Raw genomic sequence first — 26,217 nt, forward strand, 5'->3', positions numbered from 1 at the left:
TGCTTAAAAATGCGCTTTCCATCCCAAAAAGGTGAGCTACATCACGATAATCCCCCACAACTAACAAATTTCGCTGCCCGAAGGATGTTCTGGCGTTTTCAGACCGAAACTGACTTACAAGATATATCTGCTAACAGCACATAAAGAAACCTCAGAAAATGCCGTTAGTACTTAAGCAGCGCTCTCGCTGCTTTGCCTGTGAGTACCGCGAAAATGTTAAAAACAACGCAATCACGCTTTATCGCCTTGATCAGCTTATTTTTTATTGTGCTGGTTATCGTTACGCTTATCGTCATCCAGGTGTATATCTCTCCCAAGTTGAAACAGGCCGAAAGCACGCAAGTCGCCAATCAGGTTGACGATATTGCGGTTGCTATCAACGATCGCCTGAATAAAGTTGAGTCGCAGGTTCGAAGCATTACCCAGAGCGTGGCGCAGATGGACAGCGCCTCCATCGACAAACTTCTGCCGCCACTCGTGGATCAGTATGGCGACAGCGCGGTGTTCGGCGGCGGTATCTGGCCTCTGCCCAACAAGCGCGATCCGGCCAAAGTGAAGTTCAGCACCTTCTTTGCCCGCAATGGCAGCAATGAGCTAACTGAAAATACGTTTTGGAACAGCGCGGAGTCGCCAAACTACTTCGAGCAGTCGTGGTACGTCGGGGCTTTAAAAGGTGAAAAGGGCCAGTGCGTCTGGGCTCCGGCCTATTTCGATGATGCCAGCACCCAGCCGCGCACCAACTGTGCGATGGCGATTTACAAAGGATCTGAACCTTGGGGCGTGGCCACCATTGATGTCACGCTGGGCTTCTTCAATCAGCTGGTGGCTGATATGGAGAAAAAGGTTCACGGCACGATTTATATCGTTCAGCAGGATGGCACCATTGTCGGTACCAGCCACAGCAGCGATGAAAAACTGCCGAAACTGGCCTCACTGGGCGATCAGTCTGCACTGGCCGGGCAAATTAGAAAAAGTCTCGATGGGATAAAAGACAGCAGCACTCTGGTGGCGGATTATGACAATGACGGCACCAGCCACACCCTGTTCATGAGCCGTATTCAAGGGCCGTGGTACATCGCCACTGATATGCCAACCAGCCAGCTGTTACAGCGCACGCACAGCATTTTGGCGAGCCTAGGCCTGGTGCAAGTCCCGATGGTTCTGCTGCTGTTGATTGTGCTGATTGCCGGCATCAAGCTGTTTATGCGCCAGCTCGCCGCGCTGAATCGCAACATCAGCCAGCTTTCGGCCGGTGGCGCGGACTTGACCCAGCGCCTGCCGCAAAGCAGCAGCCCTGAGTTCAACGCGGTGAATAGCAGCTTCAACAACTTCCTCGACTTCCTCCAGTCGCTGCTCAAGCAGGTGGGCGACAGCTCGCTGGCGATAGCCTCGGCGTCGCGGCAGATTGCCAGTGGTAATCTGGATCTCTCGGCGCGAACCGAGGAGCAGGCCAGCTCGATTGAAGAGACGGCGGCCTCGATGGAAGAGCTGACCAGCACGGTGAAACAGAACGCAGGCAACGCCGAAAGTGCCAACCAGCTGGCGCGCGATGCCTCCAACGTTGCCGAGAAAGGCACGCGGGTGGTGCGTCAGGTGGTGGATACCATGGGCTCGATCACTAACTCGTCGAAGAAAATCGTCGATATCATTAGCGTGATTGACGGCATTGCCTTCCAAACCAATATCTTGGCGCTGAATGCCGCGGTAGAAGCCGCGCGCGCGGGCGAACAGGGGCGCGGATTCGCCGTGGTGGCCTCGGAAGTACGCAGTCTGGCCCAGCGTTCCGCCACTTCAGCCCGTGAAATCAAAAAGCTGATTGAGGATTCGGTGGCGGATATTACCTCCGGCAGCCAGCTGGTCGCCACGGCAGGCAGCACCATGGATGAGCTGATGACCGGGGTGAACAATGTTGCCACGCTGATGAATGAAATCATGTCCTCCAGCCAAGAGCAGAGTCTGGGGATTGAGCAGGTGAACGTGGCGATCACCCAGCTGGATAACACCACCCAGCAGAACGCCGCGCTGGTGGAACAGGTGTCTGCCGCCGCGCAGGCGATGCAGGATCAAACCCTGCAGCTGGAAACCGTGGTATCGGGCTTCAAACTCTAATTTTCTTCTGACGGCATTAATCCAAGCCCGGCCAGCGCGCCGGGCTTTTTTTATGTCCCAAATCAGCCATAAACCAATGGTTACGATCTGGCCTTATTTCGTGGCGTGAATTGAGTGATTTTTAGCCCCGCTCGGCGGCATAATGGCAGACCTTCACTGTGACCCAAAAGTAACTCACCGGATGACGCGAAAAATAACCATAAAGTCTTACGGGCTGTGGCTCGCCATGGCGCTGAGCGGGCTGGCGCAGGCGGCCCATGACGACAGCGACCTGGCCGCGCAGATTAAACATGGCGAGTATCTCGCGCGCGCCGGGGATTGTGCTGCCTGCCACACTGCGCCGGGCGGCAGGCCTTTTGCCGGTGGCCTGAAAATGATGACGCCGGTGGGGGCTATCTATGCCAGTAACATCACGCCGGACAGGCTGACAGGCATTGGGACTCACAGCGAGCAGGATTTCAGCCGGGCGCTGCGCCAAGGCATTGCCCAAGACGGCCACCACTTGTATCCGGCGATGCCTTACCCCTCATTCAACAAAATCACCGACAGCGACACCCGCGACTTATACCTCTACTTCACCCAGCGGGTCGCGCCCGTCGCCCAAACCAATCGGCCGAGCGACATTCCTTTCCCACTCAATATGCGCTGGCCGCTAGCAGTGTGGAATCAGGCGTTTTTGCAACAGAAGCCTTACTACTCGGACCCTCAACAGACCGCCGACTGGAACCGCGGTGCCTATCTGGTTCAAGGGCTGGGGCACTGTGGCAGCTGCCATACCCCGCGCGGCGTCGGCTTCCAAGAGAAGGCTTTGGATAACGGCGATCGCGCCTATCTTTCTGGCGGCACCTTGGACGGTTGGCATGCGCCCAACCTGCGCGGCGACGCCACCACGGGGCTGGGGCAATGGACCGAGGGCGATATCACCCAGTTCTTGCAGCAGGGCCACACGGCGCGAAGCACCGCCTTTGGCTCGATGGTGGACGTGGTGCAGGACAGCACCCAATACCTGACCGACGCCGACCGGCAGGCGATTGCCGTGTATCTCAAATCGCTGCCGGCCGATGGTCAATTTAGGGTTCAGGTCTATAACAGCGCCACCGCACAGGCCTTAGAGAAAGGCGACGTCGCCGCTACCGGCGCGCAGCTTTATATAGATAACTGCGCCGACTGCCACTTAGCCAGCGGGCAGGGTGAAAAGAACAAATATCCGCAACTGGCGCAAAACCCGGTGGTGGTCAGCGCCGACCCTTCGTCGATGATAAATATCGTGCTGCGCGGCGCGCACTCGCCGGTCACCGCCACGTCCGGCAAAGAAGCGAAAATGCCCGCCTTCGCCGACCGACTGGAAGATCAAGAAGTCGCCGACGTCGTAAACTTCATCCGCAACGGCTGGGGAAATCAGGCCGAAAAGGTCAGCGCCGCACAGGTTAAAGCCATGCGTGAGTTGATGGGGCCGGATAAGGGCTAAATTGTAGGGGGTCTGCCGCCAGTGTTGGCATGCGGCATTAATGCTGGTGGTAGCACTGAAGCATGGTTTTGATTGCCTCTTACGGCATAAAAGAGTGAGGGTAAACCTGCTCCACAATGGATTTTTCTTTCGATAAATCAACTCAGAGCAGCTTTTCGATCTGCTTCTCGCTCATCCCGATACTCAGCTCAAGCAGCTTAAAATCCATACCGAGATACTCGTCGAAAAAAAACCGCATTAACAGAGAGTTAACGCGGTTAGTGTTTACTTACAAACTTATTGAGTTTCTGGCTTATTTACCGATGCAGAAGCTAGAGAAAATACGGCCTAGCAGGTCATCCGAGGTGAATTCCCCGGTGATTTCACTTAGCGCTTGCTGGGACATGCGCAGCTCTTCCGCCAGTAATTCCCCGGCGCGTGCGCCTAAAAGCTGCTCTTTGCCGCGGATCAGGTGTTCTGCCGCCAGTTCCAGCGCCTGTAGGTGGCGGCGGCGGGCGAGGAAGCCCCCTTCCATATTGTGATTGAAGCCCATAACCTGCTTTAGATGCTCACGCAGCAGGTCTACGCCGTCGCCGGTGCGTGCCGAAAGGCGAATAAGTGAGTGACCAATCACTTCGGTCATACCCAGCGTTTCACCTGTGATGTCTGCCTTGTTGCGCACCACGACAATCGGCAATGTCTCTGGCAGACGGGCCATAAACTCCGGCCAAATTTGCGCAGGCTCGGTGGCGTCGGTGGTGGTGCCATCAACCATAAACAGCACTAAGTCGGCCTGTTCGATCTCATTCCACGCACGTTCGATACCAATTCGCTCAACTTCGTCACTGGCTTCGCGCAGTCCGGCGGTGTCGATGATGTGCAACGGCATGCCGTCGAGGTGAATGTGCTCGCGCAGCACGTCACGGGTGGTACCGGCGATGTCGGTGACAATGGCCGCCTCGCGCCCCGCTAACGCATTGAGCAAGCTTGATTTTCCGGCGTTTGGACGACCGGCGATCACCACTTTCATTCCTTCGCGCAGCAGGCTGCCCTGACGCGCCTCGGCACGCACGGCATCAAGGTCGCCGATCACCGTATTGAGTTGAGCCTCAATTTTGCCGTCAGACAGGAAGTCGATTTCCTCATCGGGGAAGTCGATCGCCGCTTCCACAAAGATTCGCAGGTGAGTAAGTGCTTCCACCAAATGGTGAACACGATTGGAAAATGCGCCCTGTAGGGAGTTTACCGCCGAACGCGCGGCCTGCTCGGAGCTGGCGTCAATCAGGTCAGCGATGGCTTCGGCCTGGGCTAAGTCCAGTTTGTCATTGAGGAAGGCGCGTTCAGAGAACTCGCCCGGGCGCGCGATACGCACGCCGTCCAGCGAGATAATACGCTTAAGCAGCAAATCGAGGATAACCGGGCCGCCGTGGCCTTGCAGCTCCAGCACGTCTTCGCCGGTGAAGGAGTTCGGGCCGGGAAACCACAGGGCAATACCCTGGTCGAGCGTCGAGCCGTCCGCATCGCGGAAGGGCAGATAGTCGGCGTAGCGCGGCTTGGGCAGCTTACCTAAGATCTCCTGCGCAATCTGGCTCGCCGCGCGGCCGGAAACGCGCAGAATGCCGACTCCGCCGCGGCCGGGAGGCGTGGCTTGGGCAACAATGGTATCTGAGGTGCTCATAGCGAATTATCTCTATTTTGAATGTACAAAAGGCGATCAAATGATCGCCTTTTCTGTTAATTACACAAGTTCAGAATTTCACAAGTTTAGAGCTTCAGGGGCGGGAAGCCCCTGAGACTGACTTATGATTTTTTCTTGTCGCGGCTGTGCAGACCACGTTTTTCCAGCCCGCGATAAATCAGCTGCTGCTGGAGGATGGTTACCAGGTTACTGACGATGTAGTACAGCACCAGACCGGATGGGAACCACAGGAAGAACACGGTGAAGATGACCGGCATGAAGGTCATGATCTTCTGCTGCATTGGGTCTGTGACGGTAGTCGGCGACATCTTCTGAATGAAGAACATCGTGATACCCATCAAGATCGGCAGAATGTAGTACGGGTCTTGCGCTGACAGGTCATGGATCCACAAGGCGAACGGCGCGTGGCGCAATTCAATGGAGCCAGACAGCATGTAATACAATGCCAGGAAGATTGGCATCTGGATAACCAGCGGCAGACAGCCACCCAACGGGTTCACTTTCTCTGCTTTATACAGCGCCATCATCTCCTGACTCATGCGCTGTTTGTCATCACCAATGCGTTCACGCATCGCGGCCAGTTTCGGCTGCAGCATACGCATTTTCGCCATCGACGTGTACTGAGCGCGGGTCAGTGGGTACATGATACCGCGAACAATAAAGGTGATGATGATGATGGAGAAGCCCCAGTTACCGATGAAACCGTGAATGAATTTCAACAGTTTAAACAGTGGCTGAGAAATGAACCACAACCAGCCGTAGTCAACAGTCAGGTCAAGGTGCGGCGCGATGGCGGCCATTTGATCCTGAATCTCTGGGCCTACCCACAGGGTAGAAGCCACTTGTTGCTGCGCGCCAGGTTGAACAACAAAAGGTGCACCTTTGAAGCCAACAGTGGAAATGCCGTTATTGGTCGTGGTGTAGAAGTTGTTGGTGTCTTTCGCTGAAGGGATCCACGCGGTTGCAAAGTACTGCTGCAACATGGCAACCCAGCCGCCTTGAGTGGTGACGTTTAGCGCTTCGCTCTTATCGAACGCGTACTTCTGATATTTATCATCGCTAGACGAGTAAGCAGCGCCACGGAAGGTATGCAGGGCAAAGTTATTGCTCCCGGTATCTTTGTGCTTCGGCAGCTCGGTGGTTTGGCGCAATTGGCCAAACAGCGTCATTTCAAGTGGGGTCGCAGTGGTGTTGTTGATGTTGTACTCAACATTCACGGCGTAAGAACCACGCTTGATAACGAAAGTTTTGGTGATCACTGCGCCGTTCTGAGCGGTATAAGTCAGAGGGATACGCAGTTCAGCCTGACCTTCGCCTAAGGTGAAGTTGTCCTGACTAGCCTGATACAGAGGACGTTCGCCGTTAGCCGGGTTGTCTGGGCCGTTTTTGCCCGTCAGACCGCTTTGAGCCTGATAGACGAAATTAGGAGTGGTTTCCAGAAGCTGGAAAGGTTCGCTTGAACCCAGAGACGTTGGGTAAGCAGTCAGTAAAGCCTGATCAATATCACCGCCACGGGTGTTGATGCTCAATGACAGCACGTCAGTGTTGACGGTGATCATTTTGCCCTGTCCGCTGCCAGGAACAGCCTGGTTAGCAGCATCGCCGTTAGCAGTATTCGCAGTCTGTTGCGTGGTCTGATTGGCTGGTTGCGGAGCGTGGTCCGTCTGCCAGGCCTGCCAGATCATGAAAGACACGAACAGCAGAGCGATGAGAAAGAGATTGCGTTGCGAATCCATCGTTAGAGTTCTCTGTTATTGTCGGTTTTCGGCGGCACGGGGTCATCACCACCTGGGTTCAAAGGATGGCATTTTAATACGCGTTTCAATGTCAACCAACTGCCTTTTAACATGCCAAAACGACCAATGGCCTCAATACCGTATTGAGAGCAGGTTGGTCGAAAACGACAATGTGGCCCAAGCAAGGGACTGATAAAAAGCTGATAACCACGTATCAACCCGATCAGGATGCGGGAGCCTGCCGGCAATGTCGACGCCATAATTTCTCCAACGCTTCCGTCAACGCACGATTGTCTAAATCGGCGACACCCTTTTTAGCCACTACCACAAAATCCATCGAAGGCAGCTTGTGCTGAAGTAGCCGGAAACTTTCGCGGGTTAGGCGTTTTATCCGGTTACGCTCATGAGCGCGTTTGACGTGTTTTTTTGCGACGGTGAGACCCATGCGGGGATGCCCCAGCTCGTTCAGGCGGCCGAGTATAGTGATTTGCGGCGTGCCAGCCCGTTGTGGCTGCTGGAAGACGAAAGTGAAATGACGGGGAGTTAACAAACGTAACTCCCTGGGAAAAGCGAGCTTAACCACTAAATAGGTTAGCTTTTATTACTTAGAAGCAGACAGACGGGTACGGCCTTTCGCACGGCGGCGAGCCAGAACCTGACGACCATTCTTGGTGGCCATACGAGCACGGAAACCGTGGCTACGGTTGCGCTTCAATACGGACGGTTGGAAAGTGCGTTTCATAGCGATTTCTACCTAAACTTAAATTATTACTGATCAGTAAACGCGTTGGCTGTCGGTGAAAAAACAACCGATGCCTTTATCGCAACATATAAAGAAGCGGGATTGTAATAACTGTACAGTCCTGAGTCAATTTACATTACCAGATGTTTACCATATATGGCCCGTGGTCACCGCTTAATCCCATCAGGCTATGACCATCAGGAACACAGGCATCACACGTAGGGCTGAGGATTATACGGACTCCGCCCTAAAGCGCAAGGATCGACCGCAGATCCTTCCACTTTAGTTATGTGATCTGACGATCAGGCTGATTAAAAACATAGCGAATAAATCTTATTTTTTGCAGTGAGTGATGATTACGACACCTAATTTTTTTAGGATCGGCTAAGCTTACCCACTTGCTGATCGTAGCCTGTGGATAAAAAGGATCTAATCTGTCAGGAAGGGGAGGATCTCTGTGTCGGATTGCGTTATGATCCGCCATTCCGACAGCGATCCCAGCACGCTCGTTGTCGACAAAACCGTAAAAAGCGGTTCGCACGGTAATTCATATCACTGACAGGGTGATTGAAGACTCATCCCCCGCAACGCCGGGCGGTACGTGTGTCAAAAATCATGATTTAAAAAATATCCTGATCCTTTTCTTTTTTTGATCTTGTTCGAGTGGAGTCCGCCGTGTCACTTTCGCTTTGGCAGCAATGTCTTGCCCGTTTGCAGGATGAGTTACCTGCCACAGAATTCAGTATGTGGATACGCCCCTTGCAGGCGGAACTCAGTGACAATACGTTGGCGCTTTACGCACCTAATCGTTTTGTCCTTGATTGGGTGAGAGACAAGTATTTAAACAATATCAATGGTTTGCTTAACGATTTTTGCGGCACTGATGCGCCATTATTGCGTTTTGAGGTCGGCAGCAAGCCGCTGATTCAACGCGTTAACCAGCCGGTTACCGCCAGCGTGAGTTCGCCTGCCACTCAACCTGCACCACGGCTTGCGCCTTCGCGCCCAAGCTGGGACAGCTCGGCGGCACAGCCCGAGTTGTCATATCGCTCGAATGTGAATCCCAAGCACACTTTTGACAACTTCGTCGAAGGTAAATCGAACCAGCTGGCTCGCGCGGCTGCACGTCAGGTTGCGGACAATCCTGGCGGTGCCTATAACCCTCTTTTCCTTTATGGCGGTACCGGTCTCGGTAAAACCCACTTATTGCACGCGGTCGGCAATGGCATCATGGCGCGCAAAGCCAATGCCAAAGTGGTGTACATGCACTCCGAACGTTTTGTTCAGGACATGGTTAAAGCCCTGCAAAACAACGCCATTGAAGAGTTTAAACGTTACTACCGTTCGGTCGATGCACTGCTGATCGATGACATTCAATTCTTTGCTAATAAAGAGCGTTCTCAGGAAGAGTTCTTCCATACCTTTAATGCCCTACTTGAAGGTAACCAGCAAATTATCCTGACGTCTGACCGTTATCCGAAAGAGATTAACGGCGTTGAAGACCGGCTTAAGTCCCGCTTCGGCTGGGGTTTGACCGTGGCGATTGAGCCACCTGAGCTTGAAACGCGCGTCGCCATCTTGATGAAAAAGGCTGATGAAAATGATATTCGCCTGCCGGGTGAAGTCGCCTTCTTTATTGCTAAACGTCTGCGTTCTAACGTCCGTGAGCTGGAAGGGGCGCTGAACCGCGTGATTGCCAACGCCAACTTTACTGGCCGGGCGATCACTATCGACTTCGTTCGTGAAGCGCTGCGCGATCTATTAGCGCTGCAAGAGAAGTTGGTCACCATTGATAATATTCAGAAAACGGTGGCCGAGTATTATAAGATTAAGGTTGCAGACCTGCTCTCCAAACGACGCTCTCGTTCGGTAGCCCGCCCGCGCCAGATGGCGATGGCATTGGCGAAAGAGCTCACCAACCACAGCCTGCCAGAAATCGGCGATGCGTTCGGTGGTCGCGACCATACAACGGTGTTGCACGCGTGCCGTAAAATCGAGCAGCTGCGTGAAGAAAGTCACGACATCAAAGAAGATTTCTCCAACTTAATCAGAACATTATCCTCCTAGCGCTATGAAATTTATTGTTGAACGTGAGCATTTGCTAAAACCGCTGCAACAGGTCAGTAGCCCGCTGGGTGGGCGACCAACTTTACCTATTCTCGGCAACCTGCTTTTACAGGTGACTGAGGGTTCGCTGTTGCTGACAGGTACCGATTTAGAGATGGAGATGGTGGCGAAGGTGGCCCTGTCTCAACCCCATGAAGTGGGCGCGACCACCGTTCCGGCGCGTAAATTCTTTGATATTTGCCGTGGTCTGCCAGACGGCGCGGAAATCTCCGTCGCGCTGGACGGTGACCGCATGTTAGTTCGCTCGGGCCGCAGCCGTTTCTCGCTGTCGACCCTGCCTGCGACTGACTTCCCCAATCTGGACGACTGGCAGAGCGAAGTCGAATTCACTTTGCCACAGGCGACCTTAAAACGCCTGATTGAAGCCACTCAGTTCTCCATGGCGCATCAGGACGTTCGCTACTACTTAAACGGCATGCTGTTTGAGACGGAAGGCGAAGAGCTGCGCACTGTGGCTACCGACGGCCACCGTCTGGCGGTCTGCTCCATGCCTATCGGGCAGGCGTTGCCGTCACATTCGGTGATCGTGCCGCGTAAAGGCGTGATGGAATTGGTTCGCCTGCTGGATGGCGGCGACGCTCTATTGCAGCTGCAAATTGGCAGCAATAACATCCGTGCGCACGTCGGCGACTTCATCTTCACCTCGAAACTGGTTGATGGCCGTTTCCCTGATTATCGCCGCGTATTGCCGAAAAATCCGGACAAAACGCTGCAAGCGGGATGTGACTTGCTCAAGCAAGCCTTTGCTCGCGCCGCCATTCTTTCCAACGAGAAATTCCGCGGTGTTCGCCTGTATGTCAGCCATAACCAGCTGAAAATTACGGCCAACAACCCAGAGCAGGAAGAAGCCGAAGAGATTCTCGACGTCGGCTATGACGGCACTGAAATGGAAATCGGCTTTAATGTCAGTTACGTGCTCGACGTGCTGAATGCGCTGAAGTGCGAAGACGTGAATCTGCTGCTGACTGACTCAGTATCCAGCGTGCAGATTGAAGATGCCGCCAGCCAGTCAGCCGCCTACGTTGTTATGCCAATGAGGCTGTGATCTGAATTAATGGCCCTCACCCGATTACTGATAAAAGATTTCCGCAACATCGAGGCGGCGGATTTAGACCCGTCGCCCGGCTTCAATTTTCTGGTCGGCCCCAATGGCAGTGGTAAAACCAGCGTGTTAGAAGCGGTTTATACGCTAGGGCACGGGCGCGCTTTTCGCAGTTTGCAGGCGGGAAGAGTAATTCGTCACGATCAGGCGGAATTCATTCTGCATGGCCGTATCGATGAAGGCGGCGAGCGTGATATTTCCGTTGGGCTAAGTAAAAGCCGCCAGGGTGACAGCAAAGTGCGCATTGATGGCAGCGACGGCCACAAGGTGTCTGAACTGGCGCAACTGCTGCCGATGCAGCTGATCACTCCCGAGGGCTTTACCCTGCTGAACGGCGGGCCAAAGTACCGACGAGCATTCCTCGACTGGGGCTGTTTCCATCATGACCCCGGTTTTTTTATCGCCTGGAGCAACCTACGTCGGTTACTCAAGCAGCGCAACGCCGCGCTGCGTCAGGTGAGTCGCTATGCGCAGATTCGTGCCTGGGATCAGGAGTTGATCCCGCTAGCCGAGCGCATTAGCGAATGGCGGGCAGCCTACAGTGACGCAATCGCCGCTGATATCAGCGCGACCTGCGCCCAGTTCCTGCCTGAGTTTGCCCTGAGTTTCTCTTTCCAGCGAGGATGGGATAAAGAGACTGAGTATGGTGAATTGCTGGAGCGTAACTTTGAGCGCGACAGAGCCTTAACCTATACCGCATCAGGCCCGCATAAAGCCGATTTCCGCATCCGTGCCGATGGCACGCCGGTGGAGGATTTACTGTCTCGCGGGCAGCTGAAATTACTGATGTGTGCGCTGCGATTAGCGCAGGGTGAGTTTCTCACCCGACAGAGCGGGCGGCGTTGCCTGTATCTTCTTGACGATTTTGCCTCCGAGCTGGATGCCGACCGACGTCGGTTACTGGCCGATCGCCTGAAAGCCACCCAGGCTCAGGTATTTGTCAGCGCCATTGCTGCTGAGCAAGTAACCGACATGATGGGTGAAAAGGGCAAGATGTTCCGCGTGGAACAAGGTAAAATAGCCGTTCTATCACAGGACTAAAAATGAGCGAGAAACGTTGATGTCGAATTCTTATGACTCCTCAAGTATCAAGGTATTAAAAGGGCTGGACGCGGTGCGTAAGCGCCCCGGCATGTATATCGGCGATACCGATGACGGCACTGGTCTGCACCACATGGTATTCGAGGTTGTGGACAACGCTATCGACGAAGCCCTCGCTGGCCACTGTAAAGAGATTCAAGTCACTATCCACGCTGACAACTCTGTCTCCGTTCAGGATGATGGCCGTGGTATTCCGACCGGTATTCATGAAGAAGAGGGCGTTTCTGCTGCTCAGGTCATCATGACCGTTCTGCATGCCGGCGGTAAATTCGATGATAACTCGTACAAAGTCTCTGGCGGCTTGCACGGCGTGGGTGTTTCCGTCGTTAACGCCCTGTCAGAAAAACTCGAGTTGGTTATCCGCCGCGAAGGCAAAGTGCATGAGCAAACTTACGTGCACGGCGAGCCACAAACCCCGCTGAAAGTGGTCGGTGAAACGGAAACTACCGGTACTACCGTGCGTTTCTGGCCGAGCTTCCAGACCTTTACTAACCAAACCGAATTCCAGTACGACATTCTGGCGAAACGCCTGCGTGAACTGTCGTTCCTGAACTCCGGTGTGGCAATTCGTCTGCTGGACAAGCGCGACGATAAGAGCGATCACTTCCACTACGAAGGCGGTATCAAGGCTTTCGTGGAATATCTGAATAAGAACAAAACGCCAATCCACCCAACGGTATTCTATTTCTCTACCGTGAAAGACGATATCGGCGTTGAAGTCTCATTGCAGTGGAACGATGGCTTCCAAGAGAACATTTACTGCTTTACCAACAACATTCCTCAGCGCGATGGCGGTACTCACCTTGCCGGTTTCCGCTCTGCGATGACCCGTACGCTGAATGCGTATATGGATAAAGAAGGCTACAGCAAAAAATCGAAAATCAGCGCCACCGGCGACGACGCCCGTGAAGGCCTGATTGCCGTGGTTTCCGTTAAAGTGCCCGATCCTAAGTTCTCATCTCAGACCAAAGACAAACTGGTTTCTTCCGAAGTGAAGACTGCCGTTGAGTCGCTGATGAACGAGAAACTGGTTGATTACCTGATGGAAAACCCAGCCGACGCCAAAATCGTCGTAGGCAAAATCATTGATGCCGCCCGTGCGCGTGAAGCTGCACGTAAAGCGCGTGAAATGACCCGTCGTAAAGGCGCGCTCGACTTGGCCGGCTTGCCGGGCAAACTGGCCGACTGCCAGGAACGCGACCCAGCCCACTCTGAACTCTACTTAGTGGAAGGGGACTCAGCGGGCGGCTCAGCCAAACAGGGCCGTAACCGTAAGAATCAGGCCATTTTGCCGCTGAAAGGTAAAATCCTGAACGTTGAGAAAGCGCGTTTCGACAAAATGCTTTCTTCTCAGGAAGTTGCGACGCTTATCACCGCGTTGGGTTGCGGCATTGGCCGTGACGAATACAACCCTGACAAGCTGCGTTACCACAGCATCATCATCATGACCGATGCCGACGTCGATGGTTCTCACATCCGTACCTTGCTGCTGACCTTCTTCTTCCGTCAGATGCCTGAAATTATCGAACGTGGTCACGTGTATATCGCTCAGCCGCCGTTGTATAAAGTCAAAAAAGGCAAGCAAGAACAGTACATTAAAGATGATGAAGCGATGGACCAGTATCAAATCACCATCGCAATGGACGGCGCAACCCTGCACACCAATGCCCACGCTCCGGCGCTGGCAGGTGAAGCACTGGAAAAACTGGTTGCCGAACATTACAGCGTACAGAAAATGATTGGCCGCATGGAGCGCCGCTACCCGCGTGCTCTGTTGAACCGTCTGGTTTACCAGCCAACGCTGCACGAAGCCGATCTCACCGATCAGGCTAAAGTTCAGGATTGGATGGAGTCGCTGGTTGCTCTGCTCAATGAAAAAGAGCAGCACGGCAGCAGCTACAGCGCCATTGTGCGTGAAAACCGCGAACGCCAGATTTACGAGCCGGTTCTGCGTATCCGTACTCACGGCGTGGATACCGATTACGATCTTGATTTCGAGTTCGTTCACGGTGGCGAATACCGCAAACTCTGCACTCTCGGTGAGAAGCTGCGCGGCCTGATCGAAGAAGATGCCTTCATCGAACGTGGCGAACGCCGTCAGCCAATCTCCAGCTTCGAGCAGGCGCTGGAATGGCTGGTGAAAGAGTCCCGTCGCGGCCTTTCAGTACAGCGTTATAAAGGTCTGGGTGAAATGAACCCAGAACAGCTGTGGGAAACCACCATGGACCCAGAGCAACGCCGCATGCTGCGCGTAACTATCAAAGATGCTATCGCCGCCGACCAGCTGTTCACCACCCTGATGGGTGATGCCGTTGAGCCGCGTCGTGCCTTCATCGAAGATAATGCCTTGAAAGCCGCGAATATCGACATCTAAAAATACCCGGCATCCTTCGCGCTGTCTCGGCGTTGGCTGCCTTGATACAGCACGAATGATTTTGGGTAGTAGAGTGTTATGAAACTAAGTCCGGAGTGAGAAATCACTTCGGATTTTTTTTATCCGTGATCAACTCGGCATATCGCGCTAGCATTGGGCTAGATACCGACAATTCAGAGGATGCTATGGCTATTGAATTAATCGCAATTGATATGGACGGCACGTTGCTCAATCCGCAGCATGAAGTGACACCCGCGGTGAAAAAGGCACTGTCCGCCGCTCGCGACAAAGGCGTGCAGATTGTTCTGGCGACCGGCCGTCCGTTCGTTGGCGTGCAGCGTTACCTGATGGAGCTGGATTTGCAGCAAGAGGGTTGTTATTGCATTACCAATAACGGCGCTTTGGTGCATAACGCGCAGGATGGCAGCGTGATTGCCGAAATAGCTATGGATATCCATGATTATCACTACTTTGAGAGGTTGTCTCGCGAGCTGGGCGTTCACTTCCACGCGCTGACCCGCACCGAGCTGTTTACCGCCAACAGCGATATCAGCCAGTACACTGTTCATGAGTCGGCGGTCACCGGCATTCCCCTGCACTTCTGCCCGGCAGAAGAGATGGACGCGGCGATGACCTTCCCGAAAGTGATGATGATCGATCATCCCGAGCTGCTCGACCGCGCTATCGCGCAAATCCCTGCTGAAGCTCGGGAAAACTACACCATCATGAAAAGTTCGCCGTACTATCTCGAGATCCTCGATAAGCGCGTGAACAAAGGCGAAGGCGTCAAAGCCTTGGCGGAAAAACTGGGCATTCCGCGTGAAAACGTCATGACCCTTGGCGATCAGGAAAACGACATCGCCATGTTGGAATATGCCGGTATCGGCGTGGCAATGGGTAACGCGCTGGACAGCGTGAAGGCCGTCAGCCAGTTCGTGACCAAAACCAACCTTGAAGACGGCGTGGCCTATGCCGTTGAAAAATTTGTATTAAATGTCTGATATAGACTGATGAACAGGGCGGCCACTGGCCGCTTTTTTTATGCCCGCCATTCGTCGCCACTTCACACAATTGTTAATTCAATGTTGCTGATTGTCTAAAATGTGATCTGAATTGTAGTACAACCCAAATATTGGGTACTACAATCGCTCACAAGTTGAATGACTTTTAGCCGGAGATGGCATGGACGTTGTGGTGAATGAAGACAGCCTGTTGAGCAAAACCGATCGTATTATTTTGGCATTAGGCGAGCAGATTGTGGCGGGCAAATACCCTCCGGGCGCCGCGCTGGCGCCTGAATCTGAGCTGTGCGAAGAGTTTCAAACCTCGCGAAACGTTATCCGTGAAGTAATGCGCTCGCTAACCGGCAAACGACTGATAGATATCAAACGCTATCGCGGCGCGTTCGTCACCCCGCGCGACCAATGGAATTTCCTCGATACCGACGTCTTGCAGTGGTCGCTGGCGCAGGGTGATAAACCCGAGCTTATCGCAGCCATGAGTGAAATCCGCAACTTAGTGGAACCGGCAATCGCTCGCTGGGCCGCTGCGCGCGCCACGGCCGCCGATCTGATGCGAATTGAAGCCGCGCTCAACGACATGGTGGCATTTGCTCAGGAGCGTCAGGCGTTTAACGAGGCCGATGTCCGTTTCCACGAAGCCGTGCTGGCGGCGGTGCATAACCCGATTATGCAGCAGCTCAGCGTGGTCATCAGTTCTCTGCAACGCGCCGTTTTCGAAAGAACTTACATGCCCGACGCCAACAACATGCCGCGCACCCTGCGCGAGCATCAGTCTCTGTACGACGCCATTCGCTTACAACATCCAGATGAGGCGGAGCAGGCGGCGTTAGCCATGATTGCCAGCACCACCCGCCGTTTGCAGGAGATGCCATGAACCACAGCTATATCGCCGTTGACTGGGGCTCCACCAACCTGCGCGCTTGGCTTTACCGCGACGGCAAATGCGTCGATAGCCAGCAGTCGACCGCCGGGGTTACGCGCCTCGAAGGGCGAACGCCGGTGCAGGTTTTCCAGCAACTTATCGCCCCGTGGCAACAGCAAGGTCTGCCGGTCTTGATGGCGGGAATGGTCGGCAGCGACGCGGGCTGGGTGCCAGCGCCCTATCTGCGTTGCCCGATCAGCCTTTCTGAAATCCCTCATCGGCTGACGCCTGTCGAGCAGGCTACGTCGGCCAATGTGCGCATTATTCCGGGTATTTGTATCGAAAGTGAAGACAACCTCAACGTGATGCGCGGCGAGGAAACCCAGCTGGTGGGAGCTTATGCCACGCGGCCCGCCGAGTTTTACCTGCTGCCCGGCACCCACAGTAAATGGGTGCGCCTTGAGGGCGACAGCGTAGTGGATTTCTCTACCGTGATGACCGGCGAGTTGCACCACTTGCTGCTGACCCATTCGCTGATTGGTAGCGGCCTACCGGAGCAAACCGCCGACAGCGCGGCTTTCGCCAAAGGCATGGAGCAGGGCTTCTACGACAGCAGCCTGATGCGCCGACTGTTTGAAGTCAGGGCCGCGCGAGTGCTGGGAAAACTGGCGAAAACCTCGGTCAGCGACTGGCTCTCCGGCCTATTAATCGGCCACGAAGTGGCACAAATGCAACAACACTACTCGCTCAGCCGAGAGCACGGCCCGCTGGTGCTGGTGGGCAGCCCGGCGTTGACTCAACGTTATCTCCCCGCGCTGAAAATGGCGGGGATTCAGGCCCAGGTTATTGAGGGCGATGCGGCTTTTCAGGCGGGAATAAGGAGCATAGTCAATGAGTTGGAAAACTGAGGTATTCGACGGTGAACTGCTGCCACTGATCGCCATCCTGCGCGGCATCACGCCTGCCGAGGTGGAGCAGCACGTGGAAGTGCTGATTGAGGCGGGCTTCAACGCCATTGAAATCCCGCTGAATTCACCCGACTGGCAAACCAGCATCAAAGCCGTGAGTGCCAAATATGGCGCGCGTGCGCTGATTGGCGGCGGTACCGTGCTGACGCCGCAAAATGTCGACCAGCTGGCCGAATTGGGCGGCAAGCTGGTGGTGACGCCAAACACCTCCGCGCCGGTGATCCGCCGCGCCGTCGAGCTGGGCATGGTGGTCTGCGCCGGTTGTGCCACGGCCAGCGAAGCCTTTACCGCGCTGGAAGCTGGAGCACAGGGGCTGAAAATTTTCCCCTCTTCGGCCTTCGGCCCTGAATACATCAAAGCCCTGAAAGCGGTGTTACCGCCGGCGATCCCGGTGTTCGCCGTCGGTGGCGTCACGCCGGAAAACCTGCATCTGTTTATGGCGGCAGGCTGCGTCGGCGCTGGCCTGGGCAGCGATTTATACCGCGCCGGGCAGCCGGTTTCGCGCACGCAACAACAGGCCCGCGCCTTTATCGACGCCTATCGGGGAGCACTGCAATGAAAATTACCAAACTGACCACTTACCGTCTGGCGCCGCGCTGGATGTTTTTGAAAGTCGACACCGACGAAGGCATCAGCGGCTGGGGCGAGCCGGTGATTGAGGGCCGCGCCCGCAGCGTGGAAGCAGCGGTGCATGAGTTGGGTGAATACCTGATTGGGCAAGACCCGGCGCGCATCAACGATATCTGGCAAACCCTGTATCGTGGCGGTTTTTATCGCGGTGGCCCTATTCTGATGAGTGCCATTTCCGGCATCGATCAGGCGTTGTGGGACATCAAAGGCAAGGCGCTCGGCGTGCCGGTCTATCAACTGCTTGGTGGTTTAGTGCGAGATAAAATCAAAGCCTACAGTTGGGTGGGCGGCGACCGTCCGGCGGAAGTGATTGAAGGCATTCGCAAATTACAGGGCATTGGCTTCGATACGTTCAAGCTAAATGGCTGCGAAGAGATGGGACTTATCGACAGTTCGCGCAAAATCGATGCCACCGTCGAAGTGGTGGCGCAAATCCGCGAAGCCTTCGGCAACAGCATTGAGTTTGGTCTGGATTTCCATGGCCGGGTGAATGCGCCAATGGCAAAAGTGCTGATCAAAGAGCTGGAGCCGTATCGCCCGCTGTTTATTGAAGAGCCGGTGCTGGCCGAGCAGGCGGAATATTACCCACGGCTGGCCGCGCAGACCCATATCCCGATTGCCGCCGGTGAGCGCATGTATTCACGCTTCGAGTTTAAACGCGTGCTGGAGCAGGGCGGATTGGCAATTCTTCAGCCCGATCTCTCCCACGCCGGGGGCATCACCGAGTGCTACAAAATCGCCGCGATGGCCGAGGCCTATGACGTCACCCTCGCGCCACACTGCCCGCTGGGGCCTATCGCGCTGGCGGCCTGCCTGCACGTCGACTTTGTTTCCCGCAACGCTGTGTTTCAGGAGCAAAGCATGGGGATCCACTACAATCAGGGCGCGGAATTGCTCGATTACGTGCTGAATAAAGAGGATTTCTCCATGGAAGGGGCGTTCTTCCTGCCGCCGACCAAGCCGGGTCTGGGCGTGGTGATCAATGAAGAGTTGGTGATTGAGCGCAGCAAGCAGGCTCCGGACTGGCGCAATCCGGTGTGGCGGTATGAGGATGGCTCGGTCGCCGAGTGGTAATGCCCGGCATACTTCGAGCCGTAGGGGCGTTGGCTGCCTTCCTACAGCTCGAATTATTTAGGGCATAAGCAGGTTATTTTTATTTAAAACAATAATACCTACGGGTTTTTATTCCGCTTAACGGGATAGGGGCTCCCCTTCACGTAATTCAACACCAAGGTGCGTACGATGAATAATGAATTGTACTCCTCGACCATTAAAAAAATGAATATCAGGATCATTCCTTTTATTATGTTGCTGTATCTCATTGCTTATATCGACCGTTCTAATATTTCGGTAGCGGCGTTGCAGATGAATGCGGATTTAGCGCTTACCGCCGAAATGTACGGTATAGCCGCCGGGATATTTTATATCTCCTATATTATTTTCGAAGTGCCGAGCAATGTGATTTTAACCCGCGTTGGCGCGAAATTATGGATAGCCCGCATCATGATCACCTGGGGCCTGCTGGCCGCCGGGATGAGCCTGGTACAGACGCCGGTACAGCTCTACGTCATGCGTTTCCTGCTGGGTGCCGCGGAGGCGGGCTTCACGCCGGGGATCATTTATTATCTCTCCTGTTGGTATCCGCGCAGTGACAGAGCGCGGGCCATGTCGCTGTTTTATATTGGTGCTGCGCTGGCGTCAGTGGTCGGTTTACCTATTTCGGGCACGATTCTTAATATGCACGGCTTCTTAGGTGTTGAGGGCTGGCGCTGGTTATTCCTGCTGGAAGGTATTCCCGCCTTTCTTTTAGGTATAGTGACCTGGTTTTATTTAGATGATTCACCGTTGAAAGCCAAATGGCTCAGCGAGGCGCAGCGTAATGCGTTAACGCAGCAATTAAATCGCGAAGCGGGTGAGTCAGTGATAAATAAAGACCATCGCTGGTCGGCGGCGTTAAAAAGCAAAAAGGTCTGGGCATTAAGTCTACTGTGGTTATTACAAGCTTTTGGGACAATTGGTATCACGCTATTTTTGCCGCTGATCGTCAAAGGCGTGGTGTCAGAGCAGAGTAATTTGATTGTCAGCCTGCTGTCGGCGGTACCTTTCCTTTTCGCCTGTATTTTCATGTATTTGAATGGTCGCCACTCGGACCGCACCAAAGAGCGCGCCCTGCACCTTGGGCTGCCACTGATTGTGTCGGGCTTCTTACTGCTCGGGGCGATTTTCACCCATAACTTGGTTCTGGCTTACATCATGCTGGTGCTGACCGTTGGGCTGAACTGGGCCATCACCCCCATCTTCTGGGCGGTGACCACTGAGACGGTGGCGGGCGTGGCGGGTGCCGCCTCGATTGCGCTGATTAACGCGGTGGCGAACATTGCCGGGTTAACCTTCCCGCCGATTATGGGACGCATCAAAGACGTGACTCACAGCTACGACGCGGCGCTGATTGCCGTGGCCGCCGCGCTGATCCTGGGCGGGCTGCTGGGGCTGGTTCTGGGCCGCAAACGCTCCATGCTGGTGAATGCGGGCAAAGGGGCCATGCCCGCCGCCAAATAGTGTTCCCATAAACAAAAACGTTTACTCTTAAACAAGGCCGCACAGGGGCAGAGAATAAGAGGAAGCAAACGTGGTGGGTGAAAAGCAGTTAACCGACGATGCTCGCGGGCATCAGCTGACCAACATTAACGTCTGGACGCCGGACGGCCAGTGGCTGGTCTATGATGTCCGGCCGCACGGCGGTTCATTTACCGGCTCAACCATTGAGCGGGTGAATGTCGAAACCGGCGAAGTGCAGGTGATTTATCAGGCCAGGCAGGCGGCGCACGTCGGCGTGGTCACGACCAGCGCGCAGCTGCCGGTGCGTTATGCCTTCATCCACGGGCCAGAAAACCCAGATGCACAGTGGCAATATGATTTTCATCATCGCCGTGGGGTGATTGTCACTGAGCCAGAAGCTGAAGCAGTTACTCTCGATGCCCTTGATATTACGGCACCTTTCACCCCCGGCGCCCTGCGCGGCGGCACCCACGTTCACGTCTTCAGCCCCGACGGCAGCCGCCTGAGCTTTACCTATAACGACCACGTTTTGCACGAGCTGGATGTGCAGCTCGATCAGCGTAATGTCGGCATCGCGCTCTCTTCCTTGGGCGTCGTTTCCCCTAAACATCACCCGCGTGAATATGACGGCAGCCACTTCAGCGTGCTGGTGAGCCACACCACGCCGGACCCTCAGCCGGGCAGCGATGATATTACCCGCGCCTATGAAGAGGGCTGGATTGGCACCGAGGGCTATCTCAAGCCGGACGGCAGCCGCCAACGCTGGGCGCTGGCGTTTATCGGCGACACGCTATCGGCCAGCGGCGAGAAGCTGCCGGAAGTCTTTGTGGTTGATTTACCTGAAGATGACGCCAGCTATCGGCAGGCCGGAGAGTTGCCGTTACAGGGCACTCCGGCTTCGCTTCCCGCGCCGCCCAAGGGAGTGCGCCAACGCCGCATAACCTTCACCGCGCAGCAGGCTTTCCCCGGCGTCGCCTTGCAGCCGCGCCACTGGCTGCGTGCTTCCCCGGACGGCTCAAAAATCGCCTTTTTGATGAAGGATAACAACGGCGTAGTTCAGCTGTGGACGGTTTCGCCGAACGGCGGGCAGGCGCAGCAAATCAGCCGAACCACCACCGGAATTCAGTCGGCATTTAGCTGGCACCCGAATGGACAGTCATTGGCACTGGTTTGCGATAACAGCGTGATGGTGCTGGACGTGGCGAGTGGCAAGATGCGCCGCCTGACCGAGCGAAGCGAAATCGCGCCCTGCGGCGACGCGGTGGTGTTTTCACCCGACGGGGCGAAAGTCGCCTATATGCGCCAGTGCGGCCAGTTTGCCCAGCTTTTTGTGGCGCAGAATGTAGGCTAAATAAAGAAGCTTGGCCGCATAAAAAGCAAAAAACCGGCCTGATGAATGGGCCGGTCTGTTTTTAATAAAAGAGGCAGAGGTGGGGAATATTAATGTGATGCCCGCTTTTTCTGCTTCGTCGACTCAGTCATTGGCGGCACGTGGTCAATATCAATGCCGTGGCTGATCGCTAAATTCTGCTCCTCGCTGGCTTTTATGCGATCCCGCGTGTTGAGTTTATCCTGGCGGTAATAGTCATAAGGCAGCAGCAGGGTATCAAGTAATGCACTAAAAGGCAGATCGACAATCAGCAGTGGCGTCATGGCCCAGCTGGTGTCGTCGCTTGAAATCATCGATACGTCGGCGCGTGTGCCCGGATAATAACCCTGATGGCCGCCGGTATGACTCATTACGCTAGAGCAACCGCTAACCGATAAAAACGCGCATCCCGTCACGAGCGGTAATAAAACTGATTTCATCATGTAGAACTCATCTCATGCTGTCGGGCTGAGGATATTTCGTCAACGTTGATTTATATCATTCAGCTAAAAGATTTAACAAAGCAAAGCGCGGCTCTGTGCTAGCCATCCCAATTTATCTTTTTCATCCTTGAATCGTGTTTATAAATGTCGCAGCGATCTGTCCTAATTATTTCGCTGGGTTATCTGTTTTGGCTTTGTCACAAAATTACAGCGTTAGTTATAGTGTAAGAGATAACTGAGATCCTGCCGCCCAATGTCAATTTTTATAGGGTTTAAGCTTTGTTTAGACATCTATAGCTCCCTGCTGACATGCACTGATAAAAAACTTTTCTTTCCCTGACTTGAAAATCTTTTTTCCGTCGCCATTTTTATCATACGACGCAGGAAAAGCATACGCCGACAGGGTATGAAGCGTCGCAGACCTGTCCATGAGGAAGGTCGTTTAACCGACTCGCTGCATAATCAGGAGAAGTAATAAATGCGTAATTTTGATTTATCCCCTCTATACCGTTCCGCTATTGGTTTTGATCGCCTGTTTAATTTGATTGAATCTGGTCAAAATCAGGGTGGCGGCTATCCTCCTTATAATGTTGAACTGGTAGATGAAAATCACTATCGCATCGCGATAGCGGTCGCCGGTTTTGCTGAGTCTGAGCTGGATATTACTGCTCAAGATAATATGTTGCTGGTCAAGGGCGCGCATAAAGATGCAGCCGCAGAGCGTACCTATTTATATCAGGGTATCGCTGAGCGTAATTTCGAGCGCAAATTCCAGTTAGCAGAACATATTCAAATTAAATCCGCCAATTTGGCGAATGGTCTGCTGTATATCGATCTCGAACGCGTGGTCCCCGAGTCCTCAAAACCGCGTCGGATAGACATTCGCTAATTTCTAACGAATTTTAAATTTTCCACCTTGCTCGCCGTCAGGGAGCAGCAGCGTCACGCCGATGAATAACGTGGCGCTTGATGAATAAACATTATCTCGCTTCACAGAAGGAGTTTTAAATATGCGTAACTACGATCTTTCCCCATTACTGCGTCAGTGGATTGGCTTCGACAAACTCGCCAGCTCCATGCAGGGCGCTGAACAAGGCTTCCCGCCATATAACATTGAGAAATCAGACGATAACCATTATCGCATCTCACTGGCGCTGGCCGGTTTCCAGCAGAGCGAACTGAATATTGAAGTCGAAGGCCCGCGCTTGACCGTCAGCGGCACCCCGGCTGAGGCGGATAAAAAAGTGGAATATCTGCATCAGGGGCTGGTGATTAAGCCTTTCAACCTGAGCTTTACGCTGGCTGAGCACATGCACGTTTCGGCGGCTGAGTTCGTCAACGGCCTGCTGCATATCAGTCTGGTGCGCGATGTTCCGCAGGCGCTGCAACCGCAGAAAATCGCCATCGGCACTGAGAAGCCTGCGTTAGAGAATCAATCGGCTGAATAACAGCCAAAAGCAGCAGAAATGAAAAAGGAGGACATCACGTCCTCCTTTTTTATGCGCGTTTTAAGCCGATTAGCGAATCAGCCCTCGGCGTGTGCTCGCTCGACTTCTTCCGCCAGAATCTTCACCCCGCGTTCGATCTGCTCGGCGTCCGGCACGTAGTTCATGCGCATACACTGGTGAGTGTGCGGCCACGGGTGCTCAAGGCCGGGGAAGAAGAAATGCCCCGGCACCATCAGCACGCCGCGCTGTTTTAGGCGCTGATAGAGCGTTTCGGTGCTGATCGGCAAATCTTTGAACCACAGCCAGAGGAAAATCGCCCCTTCGGGTTTATGAATTAAGCAGCGATCTTCTGGTAAATAGCGGCGTAAAGTAGCAATGGTTTCCTGCACGCGCTGATAGTAAAACGGCTTAATGACCTCTTCGGAGAGGCGCAGCAGATCGCCGCGAGCAATCATTTCATTGGCGATGGCTGGCCCTACGCTGCCCGGCGCGAGGCTGATAATGCCGTTCATGTTGCTGATTGCCGTAATGATTTTCTCATCCGCGATGACAATACCGCAGCGCGAACCCGGCAGGCCGAGCTTGGACAGACTCATGCACAGAATGATGTTCGGATTCCACAGCGGCGTGGCTTCGCTAAAGATAATGCTCGGGAAAGGCACCCCGTAGGCGTTGTCGATCAGCAATGGCACGTCGTGCTGCTGGGCGAGAGCGTCGAGGCGCTGTAATTCCTGATCGGTTATCACATTGCCGGTCGGATTGGTCGGGCGTGAAACGCAGATCAAGCCAACTTCTTCATTGATGTTCAGATGGTCGAAATCAACGTGATACTTAAACTGCCCTTCGGGCAGCAGCTCAATGTTTGGTTTGGCGGAGATAAACAGGCTCTCGTCCAATCCGGCGTCGGCATAGCCCAGATACTCTGGGGCCAGCGGGAACAGCACTTTGGACATTGAACCGTCTGCGCGACGACCGGCGAACAGATTGAATAAATAGAAGAACGCGCTCTGGCTGCCATTGGTTAACGCAATGTTTTTTGCATCTAACTCCCAGCCCAGCTCTTTCTTCAATAGCGCCGCCAGCGAGTGGCGCAGCACGTCTTTACCCTGCGGGCCGTCATAGTTGCACAAGGCCTCTGTCAGCTTGCCTTCGCTTAACATCTCGGTAAACAGCGTCTGGAAATAGTCCTGCATTTCAGGTATTTGCGCAGGATTCCCCCCGCCGAGCATCACAGCGCCCGGCGTGCGCAGACCTTCGTTCATATCACCCATCAGGCGGCTAATGCCTGTGGAACGGGTAAATTTATCGCCGAAAACAGAAAACGTCATAGTCAAACTTTGTGTTATCAGAATGTGATGACCACCTTAACGCTTGCTTTAAAACAGTGCAATCAGGTGCAGGTTTTTGCATGAATTCCTCTCCCCGCGCAAGGCGAAGGGAGAGGTGAAGTGGCGCGGTTTTTACAGCAGAAAAGGCGGAAGAAAATTACTTATTTAGAACCTGCGGGTTGACGCAATTCTCTTTCACATCGCCGGTCAGGGCGGCAATCAGGTTGTCCACCGCGCAGGCGGCCATGCCGTAGCGGGTTTCATGAGTGGCAGAGCCAATGTGTGGCAGCGCGACAACGTTCGGCAGGCTAAGCAGTGGAGAATCTTTCGGTAGCGGCTCAGTTTCGAACACGTCCATACCTGCGGCGTGAATGGTGCCGTCCTTGAGCGCGGCGATCAGCGCCTTTTCATCAATGACCGGGCCGCGACCGGCGCTGATCAGAATCGCGCTGGATTTCATCTTCGCCAGCTGCTCTTTGCCGATGGTGTGGAAGGTCTGGTCAGTCAGCGGCAGCAGCACGCAGACGAAATCAGATTTAGCCAGCAGTTCGTCCAGCTCGCACTTTTTCGCGCCAAAACGCTCTTCCGCCGCTTTATGCTGGCTGCGGGCGTTGTACAGCACCGGCATGTCGAAGCCGAAGTGGGCGCGCTGGGCCAGCGCCATGCCGATGCGGCCCATGCCGATAATGCCGATAGTTTTGTGGTGCACGTCAACGCCAAACCAGTCTGCGCCGATGTTGCTGGTCCATTCGCCCGCTTTGACGCGCTCGGCAACGTTGACCACGCGGCGCGCGGTGGAGAGCACCAGCGCCATCACGGTGTCGGCCACGGTGTCGGTCAGCACGGTCGGGGTGTGCATCAGCGGGATTTCGCGGCGAGTCAGCTCGTCCACGTCGAAATTGTCGTAACCCACGGAAATGGTGGATACGCCGCGCAAGCGCGGAGCGTGGTCCAGCAGCTCCTTGTTTACCGCGCCGCCCGAGCCAATCAGCCCTTCAGCCTGTTGCAGGGCATCGAACACCTTGGCGCGGTTTCCTTCATTAATTCCGTCGAATTCGACAATTGAAAAATGCTCTTCCAGACGTTGATGCAGGTCGGCAGGTAGTTTTTTGTATAAAACGATAGACGGCTTCATTACGGACTCCAGAAAC

The 26,217-nt window shown here is 54.4% G+C and carries 23 protein-coding genes; 15 read left to right on the top strand and 8 right to left on the bottom strand.

The genetic code is table 11. The annotated features are described in order from the left end of the window. Window positions 1–213: 213 nt before the first annotated feature. Both ACT3RR_RS11795 and ACT3RR_RS11800 read left to right on the top strand, forming a co-directional pair. Window positions 214–2,109: a methyl-accepting chemotaxis protein gene (locus ACT3RR_RS11795; RefSeq protein ID WP_396131741.1), complete on the top strand. Its 1,896-nt coding sequence runs from the start codon at window positions 214–216 to the stop codon at window positions 2,107–2,109. Between the two features lie 181 nt (window positions 2,110–2,290). Then, the gene (locus tag ACT3RR_RS11800; RefSeq protein WP_496200376.1) at window positions 2,291–3,577 is read left to right on the top strand and encodes a c-type cytochrome; all 1,287 of its coding nucleotides are present in this window, start codon (window positions 2,291–2,293) and stop codon (window positions 3,575–3,577) included. Between the two features lie 292 nt (window positions 3,578–3,869). Here ACT3RR_RS11800 and mnmE read toward each other — a convergent pair whose 3' ends face one another. The 5 genes from mnmE to rpmH all read right to left on the bottom strand — a co-directional run bounded on the left by mnmE (window position 3,870) and on the right by rpmH (window position 7,733). Further along, a complete protein-coding gene (gene mnmE, locus ACT3RR_RS11805; protein WP_496200377.1) occupies window positions 3,870–5,234 on the bottom strand; it encodes a tRNA uridine-5-carboxymethylaminomethyl(34) synthesis GTPase MnmE in 1,365 nt (454 codons plus the stop codon). A 122-nt stretch (window positions 5,235–5,356) separates the two neighbouring features. Next, complete coding sequence (yidC, locus tag ACT3RR_RS11810) at window positions 5,357–6,991, bottom strand: membrane protein insertase YidC (protein ID WP_496200378.1); 1,635 nt, start codon at window positions 6,989–6,991, stop codon at window positions 5,357–5,359. Between the two features lie 2 nt (window positions 6,992–6,993). After that, complete coding sequence (gene yidD, locus ACT3RR_RS11815; RefSeq protein ID WP_072009927.1) at window positions 6,994–7,251, bottom strand: membrane protein insertion efficiency factor YidD; 258 nt, start codon at window positions 7,249–7,251, stop codon at window positions 6,994–6,996. Next, entirely contained in the window at window positions 7,215–7,574 is a 360-nt protein-coding gene (rnpA, locus tag ACT3RR_RS11820) for a ribonuclease P protein component (protein WP_034794314.1), read from the bottom strand. The genes yidD and rnpA overlap by 37 nt, the downstream gene beginning before the upstream one ends. An 18-nt stretch (window positions 7,575–7,592) precedes the next feature. Continuing rightward, window positions 7,593–7,733, bottom strand: a complete 141-nt coding sequence (gene rpmH / locus ACT3RR_RS11825; RefSeq protein WP_009637487.1) for a 50S ribosomal protein L34 — start codon at window positions 7,731–7,733, stop codon at window positions 7,593–7,595. Between the two features lie 675 nt (window positions 7,734–8,408). Between rpmH and dnaA the strand changes: the two genes are divergently transcribed. The 11 genes from dnaA to ACT3RR_RS11880 all read left to right on the top strand — a co-directional run bounded on the left by dnaA (window position 8,409) and on the right by ACT3RR_RS11880 (window position 21,829). Beyond that, window positions 8,409–9,800 (top strand): chromosomal replication initiator protein DnaA, encoded by a 1,392-nt coding sequence (gene dnaA / locus ACT3RR_RS11830; RefSeq protein WP_353503769.1) that lies wholly within the window; start codon window positions 8,409–8,411, stop codon window positions 9,798–9,800. Between the two features lie 4 nt (window positions 9,801–9,804). Next, a complete protein-coding gene (dnaN, locus tag ACT3RR_RS11835; RefSeq protein WP_034794306.1) occupies window positions 9,805–10,905 on the top strand; it encodes a DNA polymerase III subunit beta in 1,101 nt (366 codons plus the stop codon). Between the two features lie 9 nt (window positions 10,906–10,914). Beyond that, complete coding sequence (recF, locus tag ACT3RR_RS11840; RefSeq protein ID WP_441655966.1) at window positions 10,915–12,003, top strand: DNA replication/repair protein RecF; 1,089 nt, start codon at window positions 10,915–10,917, stop codon at window positions 12,001–12,003. Window positions 12,004–12,022: 19 nt separating this feature from the next. Then, the gene (gene gyrB, locus ACT3RR_RS11845; protein ID WP_353503767.1) at window positions 12,023–14,437 is read left to right on the top strand and encodes a DNA topoisomerase (ATP-hydrolyzing) subunit B; all 2,415 of its coding nucleotides are present in this window, start codon (window positions 12,023–12,025) and stop codon (window positions 14,435–14,437) included. Between the two features lie 185 nt (window positions 14,438–14,622). After that, on the top strand, window positions 14,623–15,438 hold the full coding sequence (gene yidA / locus ACT3RR_RS11850; protein ID WP_353503766.1) for a sugar-phosphatase: 816 nt from the start codon (window positions 14,623–14,625) through the stop codon (window positions 15,436–15,438). A 181-nt stretch (window positions 15,439–15,619) separates the two neighbouring features. Beyond that, the gene (locus ACT3RR_RS11855; RefSeq protein WP_353503765.1) at window positions 15,620–16,333 is read left to right on the top strand and encodes a FadR/GntR family transcriptional regulator; all 714 of its coding nucleotides are present in this window, start codon (window positions 15,620–15,622) and stop codon (window positions 16,331–16,333) included. Then, complete coding sequence (locus tag ACT3RR_RS11860; RefSeq protein WP_496200379.1) at window positions 16,330–17,229, top strand: 2-dehydro-3-deoxygalactonokinase; 900 nt, start codon at window positions 16,330–16,332, stop codon at window positions 17,227–17,229. The genes ACT3RR_RS11855 and ACT3RR_RS11860 overlap by 4 nt, the downstream gene beginning before the upstream one ends. Further along, window positions 17,213–17,848, top strand: coding sequence for a 2-dehydro-3-deoxy-6-phosphogalactonate aldolase (locus ACT3RR_RS11865; RefSeq protein WP_496200380.1), 636 nt, complete (start codon window positions 17,213–17,215; stop codon window positions 17,846–17,848). Before ACT3RR_RS11860 ends, ACT3RR_RS11865 begins: the two co-directional genes overlap by 17 nt. Next, window positions 17,845–18,993 (top strand): galactonate dehydratase, encoded by a 1,149-nt coding sequence (gene dgoD, locus ACT3RR_RS11870; RefSeq protein ID WP_496200381.1) that lies wholly within the window; start codon window positions 17,845–17,847, stop codon window positions 18,991–18,993. Before ACT3RR_RS11865 ends, dgoD begins: the two co-directional genes overlap by 4 nt. Window positions 18,994–19,161: 168 nt before the next feature. Then, window positions 19,162–20,478, top strand: a complete 1,317-nt coding sequence (locus ACT3RR_RS11875; protein WP_441655965.1) for an MFS transporter — start codon at window positions 19,162–19,164, stop codon at window positions 20,476–20,478. 70 nt (window positions 20,479–20,548) lie between these two features. Further along, window positions 20,549–21,829: a DUF3748 domain-containing protein gene (locus ACT3RR_RS11880; protein WP_496200382.1), complete on the top strand. Its 1,281-nt coding sequence runs from the start codon at window positions 20,549–20,551 to the stop codon at window positions 21,827–21,829. Window positions 21,830–21,918: 89 nt separating this feature from the next. Here ACT3RR_RS11880 and ACT3RR_RS11885 read toward each other — a convergent pair whose 3' ends face one another. Continuing rightward, the gene (locus ACT3RR_RS11885; RefSeq protein ID WP_353504049.1) at window positions 21,919–22,287 is read right to left on the bottom strand and encodes a YceK/YidQ family lipoprotein; all 369 of its coding nucleotides are present in this window, start codon (window positions 22,285–22,287) and stop codon (window positions 21,919–21,921) included. 481 nt (window positions 22,288–22,768) lie between these two features. On the opposite strand from ACT3RR_RS11885, the gene ibpA reads away from it, so the two are divergent. Both ibpA and ibpB read left to right on the top strand, forming a co-directional pair. After that, complete coding sequence (ibpA, locus tag ACT3RR_RS11890; protein WP_140475544.1) at window positions 22,769–23,179, top strand: small heat shock chaperone IbpA; 411 nt, start codon at window positions 22,769–22,771, stop codon at window positions 23,177–23,179. A 121-nt stretch (window positions 23,180–23,300) separates the two neighbouring features. Continuing rightward, window positions 23,301–23,738, top strand: a complete 438-nt coding sequence (gene ibpB / locus ACT3RR_RS11895) for a small heat shock chaperone IbpB (RefSeq protein ID WP_496200383.1) — start codon at window positions 23,301–23,303, stop codon at window positions 23,736–23,738. 77 nt (window positions 23,739–23,815) lie between these two features. Here the strand turns inward: ibpB and ACT3RR_RS11900 are convergent, their stop codons facing one another. Both ACT3RR_RS11900 and ghrB read right to left on the bottom strand, forming a co-directional pair. Further along, window positions 23,816–25,066, bottom strand: coding sequence for a valine--pyruvate transaminase (locus ACT3RR_RS11900; protein ID WP_396131753.1), 1,251 nt, complete (start codon window positions 25,064–25,066; stop codon window positions 23,816–23,818). A 157-nt stretch (window positions 25,067–25,223) separates the two neighbouring features. Then, entirely contained in the window at window positions 25,224–26,201 is a 978-nt protein-coding gene (ghrB, locus tag ACT3RR_RS11905) for a glyoxylate/hydroxypyruvate reductase GhrB (RefSeq protein WP_100936533.1), read from the bottom strand. Window positions 26,202–26,217 lie beyond the last annotated feature (16 nt).

It is taken from the genome of Ewingella sp. AOP8-B2-18 (genome assembly GCF_052376015.1).
Taxonomy (GTDB): Bacteria; Pseudomonadota; Gammaproteobacteria; order Enterobacterales; family Enterobacteriaceae; genus Ewingella; species Ewingella allii.

Excerpts from the sequence above, each read along its gene's own strand:
- ACT3RR_RS11795 (WP_396131741.1), top strand. The coding sequence starts at position 214 with ATGTTAAAAACAACGCAATCACGCTTTATCGCCTTGATCAGCTTATTT.
- ACT3RR_RS11800 (WP_496200376.1), top strand. The coding sequence starts at position 2,291 with ATGACGCGAAAAATAACCATAAAGTCTTACGGGCTGTGGCTCGCCATG.
- mnmE (WP_496200377.1), bottom strand. The coding sequence starts at position 5,234 with ATGAGCACCTCAGATACCATTGTTGCCCAAGCCACGCCTCCCGGCCGC.
- yidC (WP_496200378.1), bottom strand. The coding sequence starts at position 6,991 with ATGGATTCGCAACGCAATCTCTTTCTCATCGCTCTGCTGTTCGTGTCT.
- yidD (WP_072009927.1), bottom strand. The coding sequence starts at position 7,251 with ATGGCGTCGACATTGCCGGCAGGCTCCCGCATCCTGATCGGGTTGATA.
- rpmH (WP_009637487.1), bottom strand. The coding sequence starts at position 7,733 with ATGAAACGCACTTTCCAACCGTCCGTATTGAAGCGCAACCGTAGCCAC.
- dnaN (WP_034794306.1), top strand. The coding sequence starts at position 9,805 with ATGAAATTTATTGTTGAACGTGAGCATTTGCTAAAACCGCTGCAACAG.
- recF (WP_441655966.1), top strand. The coding sequence starts at position 10,915 with ATGGCCCTCACCCGATTACTGATAAAAGATTTCCGCAACATCGAGGCG.
- gyrB (WP_353503767.1), top strand. The coding sequence starts at position 12,023 with ATGTCGAATTCTTATGACTCCTCAAGTATCAAGGTATTAAAAGGGCTG.
- yidA (WP_353503766.1), top strand. The coding sequence starts at position 14,623 with ATGGCTATTGAATTAATCGCAATTGATATGGACGGCACGTTGCTCAAT.
- ACT3RR_RS11855 (WP_353503765.1), top strand. The coding sequence starts at position 15,620 with ATGGACGTTGTGGTGAATGAAGACAGCCTGTTGAGCAAAACCGATCGT.
- ACT3RR_RS11860 (WP_496200379.1), top strand. The coding sequence starts at position 16,330 with ATGAACCACAGCTATATCGCCGTTGACTGGGGCTCCACCAACCTGCGC.
- ACT3RR_RS11865 (WP_496200380.1), top strand. The coding sequence starts at position 17,213 with ATGAGTTGGAAAACTGAGGTATTCGACGGTGAACTGCTGCCACTGATC.
- dgoD (WP_496200381.1), top strand. The coding sequence starts at position 17,845 with ATGAAAATTACCAAACTGACCACTTACCGTCTGGCGCCGCGCTGGATG.
- ACT3RR_RS11875 (WP_441655965.1), top strand. The coding sequence starts at position 19,162 with ATGAATAATGAATTGTACTCCTCGACCATTAAAAAAATGAATATCAGG.
- ACT3RR_RS11885 (WP_353504049.1), bottom strand. The coding sequence starts at position 22,287 with ATGAAATCAGTTTTATTACCGCTCGTGACGGGATGCGCGTTTTTATCG.
- ibpA (WP_140475544.1), top strand. The coding sequence starts at position 22,769 with ATGCGTAATTTTGATTTATCCCCTCTATACCGTTCCGCTATTGGTTTT.
- ibpB (WP_496200383.1), top strand. The coding sequence starts at position 23,301 with ATGCGTAACTACGATCTTTCCCCATTACTGCGTCAGTGGATTGGCTTC.
- ACT3RR_RS11900 (WP_396131753.1), bottom strand. The coding sequence starts at position 25,066 with ATGACGTTTTCTGTTTTCGGCGATAAATTTACCCGTTCCACAGGCATT.
- ghrB (WP_100936533.1), bottom strand. The coding sequence starts at position 26,201 with ATGAAGCCGTCTATCGTTTTATACAAAAAACTACCTGCCGACCTGCAT.